The sequence below is a fragment of the Frankia sp. CeRuru1 genome (assembly GCF_977966315.1).
In genome coordinates, this window is sequence record NZ_CDWWEW010000347.1 from 1 (window position 1) to 5,479 (window position 5,479).

Sequence of the window (5,479 nt, forward strand, 5' to 3'; positions counted from 1 at the left end):
CCCAGGGCATCGGCCAGCGCGTATACGTCGTGGGGGTCGACGGCGGCCGCCTCGCCGGCCTCAGTGCAAAGCCCGGCCGCGGCGAGTTCGGCGGCGATCCGGGCGTCCGGGATCGCGGTCAGACGGACCCGCTCCGGCAGGCGGCCCCGGAGCAGCGCGCCGAGTGCCTCCACGCTGTCCACGTCGACGTCCCAGGCCAGAACGTCCCAGGCCGGGGTGAGCGGGTCCACCGCCCGGGCGCCGTCGACCGGGGCGGGTCGGCGCAGCACCACGTCGTAGCGGTGCCGGGTCAGCTCGTCGCGGTGGCGCCCCCGCTTGACCCGGACCGACACCTCGAGATCGGCCTGGGCCGCCAGGTCCAGGAAGAACGCCGGCGAGACCACCAGCTCCTTCTCCAGCAGGAGGCGCCGGTCGACGGCGGCCGCGAGCCGAGCCGGGTCGGGCCCGGGCCGCGGGCCGGGGCGGGCCAGCTCGACCGCGCTGTGGAAGGCGCGCAACCGGCCCAGGTCCCGGACGTCGCCGACGAACAGCGAGCCGCCCGGGGCCAGCAGGTCGAGCGCGCCCCGCAGCACCGAGGCCAGGTAGCCGGCGCTCGGGAAGTACTGGATCACCGAGTTGACGACGACCGTGTCGAAGAAGCCGGTGGGCAGCCCGTCGGTCAGGTGGGCCGCTTGGTGGCGCAGCTCGACCCGCCCGAAGCGGTCCGGGTCGGTGGCCAGCTCGGCCCGCAGCTTCGCGATGACGGGGGCGGCGAAGTCCGTGCCCCAGTACGCCTCGCACTCGGGCGCGAGCGGGCCGAGCAGCAGGCCGGTGCCGACGCCGATCTCCAGCACCCGCCGGGGCGCGAGTGCCCGGATGCGGTCGAGGGTGGCCGCCCGCCACTCCCGCATGTGCTCGAGCGGGATCGGCTGCCCGTCGTAGCTGGAGTCCCAGCCGGCGAAGTCCTCGACGAGCGCGGCGGTCGGGATCCGCTCGTACTCGTCGCTGTAGATCTGACGCCACTCGCCGACCTGGTCGGCCTCGATCGCGGCCGCCTCGGCGGGCGAGGGCTCGGCCGGCACGACGTAGGCGACGAGGCGCTTCGCGCCCGGCGTCGCCGGGTCGGCCGCCGCGATCATGGCGGACTGGCTGACCGCCTCGTGGCCGTCGAGGGCGGCGGTGACCTCGCCGAGCTCGATCCGGTGGCCGCGGATCTTCACCTGGTCGTCGGTGCGGCCGAGGAAGTCGAGGTTGCCGTCGGGGCGGCGGGCCACCAGGTCGCCGGTGCGGTACATCCGCCCGCCCGGCCGGACCGGGTCGGCCACGAAGCGGGCCGCGGTCAGACCGGGCTGGTCGAGGTAGCCCCGGGCCAGGCCGTCGCCAGCTATGTACAGCTCGCCGGCGACGCCGTCCGGGGCCGGGCGCAGCCAGCGGTCGAGCACGTAGACGGAGGTGTTGCGGATCGGCCGCCCGACGGTCGGCGTCGGGCTGTCGGCCGTCGCGGCCCCGAGGGTGTTGATCGTGTACTCGGTCGGCCCGTACAGGTTGTAGCCGGCCGTCCCGTCGGTGGTCCGCAGCCGGGTCCAGACGGAGTCGGGCACGGCTTCCCCGCCCAGCATGACCAGGGCCGGCCGGTGCCCGTCCGCGTGGTCGCCGCCGGTGGCCGGCCCGGCCTCGCCGGCCGGGCCGGTCCGCTCCAGCAGGCCGGCTTCGAACAGGTGGGCCGCGTAAGTCGGGGTGACGTTGACGACGTCGATCCGGTGGCGGTCGCAGTAGGCGACCAGCCCCTCGGCGTCCCGGCGCAGGTTCTCGTCACAGATGTGCACCTCGTGGCCCTCGACGAGCCAGAGCAGCTCCTCCCACGACATGTCGAAGGCGAAGGAGACGGTGTGCGCGATCCGCAGGCGCCGCCCGCCGGCCGCCGCCACCGTCGGGGTGAAGATCTCGTCCCGGTGGTTGAGCCACATGTTCGTCAGCCCGCGGTAGGGCGTGACGACGCCCTTGGGCCGGCCGGTCGAACCGGACGTGTAGATGACGTAGGCCGGGTGGTCGAGCCGGTCCGCGCGGTCGCGGGCGAAGGCGCCGAGCTCGGCGCCCGTCAGCGGGCCGGCCGGGGTGGCGGCCAGCTCGGCGGCGACGGCCCGCTCGTCCAGCGCGAGCCAGGTCGGGCCGCCAGACGCGCCGGCGGCGCCCGACGGGCTGGGGGCGTCCGGGCCGCCGGCCAGGTAGCGGCCGGTGGCCCGGGTCGTGACCAGCAGCGCGGCTCGCCCGTCGGCCACCATCTCCATCAGGCGCGCCGGCGGATGGTCCAGCTCGAGCGGCAGGTAGGCGGCGCCGGTGCGCAGGACGGCGAACAGGGCGACGACCATGTCGACCGTCCGGCCGAGCCCGAGCGCCACCACCGTCTCCGGGCCGGCGCCGTGCGCGATCAGTAGCCGCGCCAGCCGGTTCACCCGCTCGTCCAGGTCGCGGTAGGTCAGCCGCTGCTCGCCGCGGACCAGCGCGACCGCCTCGCCGGTCCGCGCGGCCCGCGCGGCGAGCAGGTCGGCGACGGTGTCCGTGCCGATCGGCAGCGCCGGGGCCGAGACCTGGTCCAGCCGGGCCCGCTCGGCCGGCAGCAGCGGGTCGAGAGAGCCCACCGGCGCGTCGAGGTGACCGGCCAGCGAGCCGACCATGGCCAGGAGACGGGCGAACAGCGCCTCGGCCCGCTCCGCCGCGACCACGTCCGCCCGGTATTCCAGCCGCGCGGTGATCCGGGACCCGGGGAACAGCACGAACGTCAGCGGGTAGTGGGTGTGGTCGAGGCTGCTGCCGCCGATGATCCCGTGGCGGGCGCTGGTCGCCTCGTTCGCCACCTCGTCGATGAAGTTCTGCAGGACGTAGAGCGTGTCGAACAGCACCGGGTGGCCGCTGGCCCGCTGGATGTCACCGAGGCCCAGATACTCATGGTCGAGCAGGTCGAGCCGCGCCTCGGCGACCCGCCGCAGCAGGTCGCCGACGGTCTCGCGCGGATCGAGCCGGACCCGGACCGGGACGGTGTTCAGGAACAGCCCGACGACCTCGTCAATGCCGTCGAGCTCGGTCGGACGGCCGGCGACGGTCGTGCCGAACACGACGTCGTCCGTACCGGTCGTCGCCGCCAGCACCATCGCGAGCGCCGCGTTGAAGATCGTGTTCAGGGTGACGCCGTGGGCGCGGGCGGCGGCCCGCGCGGCGGCCGCCGTCGCCGCCGGCAGCTCGGCCGTGATCCGGGCCGGGGCGACCGGCGGCAGGCCCCGCGCCGCCGGCACCACCAGCGTCGGGCTCGCCAGGTCGGCCAGGGCCGAGCGCCAGACCCGCTCGGCGGCGGCGGTGTCCCGCTCGCGCAGCCAGAGCAGGTAGTCGCGGTACGAACCGCGCGGCGCGGGCGGGGTCGACGCCGGCTCTTCCGCCCACTCAGTCCCCGGCTCGCCGCCCCCGGCGGCGTACAGCTCGAGCAGGCCCTCGACGACGAGCGCGCCCGACCAGCCGTCCCACAGCAGCACCTGGCGGTTGATCACTAGCCGGGACCGCCCCTCGGCCAGGTGGATCAGGATCAGCCGGAACAGTGGCGGCCGCGCCACGTCGAACGGGCGGGCCCGGTCGGCGGCGGCGATCCGCTCGGCCGCCGCCGACCGCTCGGGCTCGGCCAGTCCGGACAGATCGATCTCCTCGACCGGGGCGGGCAGGTCGCGCGCGATGACCTGCGTCGGGCGGGACAGGCCGTCGCTGAGGAAGCCGGCGCGCAGGGTCGGGTTGCGGGCCATGAAGGTCGCGCAGGCCCGGCGCAGCCGGCCGGCGTCGAGCCGATGGTCGAAGTCCAACGAGAACTGGGCGGTGTAGGCGTCGCTGGTCGCGTCGAGCGCCGAGTGGAAGTACAGGCCCTCCTGGAGCGGCGAGAGCGGCCAGACGTCCTCAACCGGCGCCGGGAAGGTGCGCGCGATCCGGTCCGCCTCGGCCGGCGGGAGCGCGATGAGCTCGACCGGCTGGCCGAGCGCGGCGGGGCCGGAACCGGGACCGCCGGCCGGCGCCAGCGAGGCCAGCTCCCCCAGCGCGTCGAGGAAGCCGTCGGCGATGCGCGCGGCCTCGTCCGCCGCCAGCACGGTGGTCAGGTAGGTGAGCGTCGCGCGCAGCACCGGCCCGGCGCCGGTCGAGGACGTCTGGGCGGTCTCGACGCTGACCACATCGATGGTCAGTGGATAACCGACGCCCAGGCCGGGGTCGGGCTCGGCGGCCAGCGCGTCGAACTCCTCGGCCGGCCCCCAGTCGGCCCGGCGGTCGGCGCCGAAGCGACCGAGGTAGTTGAACAGCACCTGGGGCTGTCCGGCCCGGGCCAGGGCCGGGCCGGCGAGCGGGTTGGCGTAGCGGAGCAGGCCGAAGCCGATGCCGCGCTCGGGCGTGGCCCGCAGGCGGGCCGTCACCTCGGTCAGCGTCGCGCCGGCGCCGGCCCGGGGCGGCGCGAGCCGGACCGGCGCGATGCTGGTGAACCAGCCGACGGTGCGGGCGAGGTCCAGTCCGGGGGCGATCTCCTCGCGGCCGTGGCGCTCGAGATCGACCAGGAGGTCGCCGTCGCCGTCCGCCGGGGCGGGCCGGATCGCCATGCGCAAGCCGGCCAGCAGGACGTCGGTGACCTCGGCGCCGGTCGCCGCCGGGACGCCGGTGAGCAGGGCGGTCGTGGCCGCCGCCGGCAGCTCGACGACCAGTCGCCCGGTGTCGGCCACAGTGCCGACGGCCGCTGGGCCGAGCGGGGGCCCGGCGGCTTCGGCGACCGGTCCGGGCGGCTCGGGGAAGGGACGCGCGCCCGGGGCGAGCGTCTCCAGCCAGTAGGCCAGCTCGCCGAGGCGGGCCGGGGCGGTTGCGTGTTTGGCGACCACCTGGCTGAAGGCGCGCAGTGAGGTGCCGACCGGCTCGAGCGCCGGCCGCCGGCCAGCCCGGGCCGCCGCGTAGGCCGCCTCGAGGTCGGCCAGCAGGATCCGCCAGGACACGCCGTCCACGACGAGGTGGTGGGCCACCATCACCAGCCGGCCCGGTTCGGTGGGACCGGCGTCGAGCCAGACCGCGCGCAACGTCGTCCCGGTGTCGGGGTCGAGGCGCCCGGCGGCCGAACCGGAGGCGGCGGCGATCATCGCGCGCAGCGCGGCCGGGCCGAGCCCGGCGACATCGATCCGGGTCAGGAGCTCGGGGTCGGTCGGGCCGTCGCCGGCCGGGTCGATCTGGAGCAGCCACACGCTCGGCGCGGGCCGCAGCAGCCGGGCCCGCAGGGCGTCGTGGTGCGCGACCAGCGCGCCGACCGCGGCCCGCAGGGCCGCCTCGTCGGCGCCGGCCGGCGTCCGGGCCACGAACGCCTGGTTGAACCGCCGGATCTCACCGCCCCAGTCGGCGAGCCGGGCGACGATCGGCGGGGGTGTGAGCACCCCGGTCGCCGCCTCGCCCGGCCCGGCGTCCCCGCTGACCAGCGCCGGCGGGCCGGCCGGGGCGGGCG

1 protein-coding gene is annotated in these 5,479 nt (G+C 76.6%); it reads right to left on the minus strand.

Annotated features, from left to right (window positions below; all coding sequences use genetic code 11):
- Positions 1-5,479, minus strand: a 5,479-nt coding sequence (locus tag AC08OP_RS19935) for a class I SAM-dependent methyltransferase (protein WP_476615576.1), incomplete at both ends; no start/stop codon positions are given.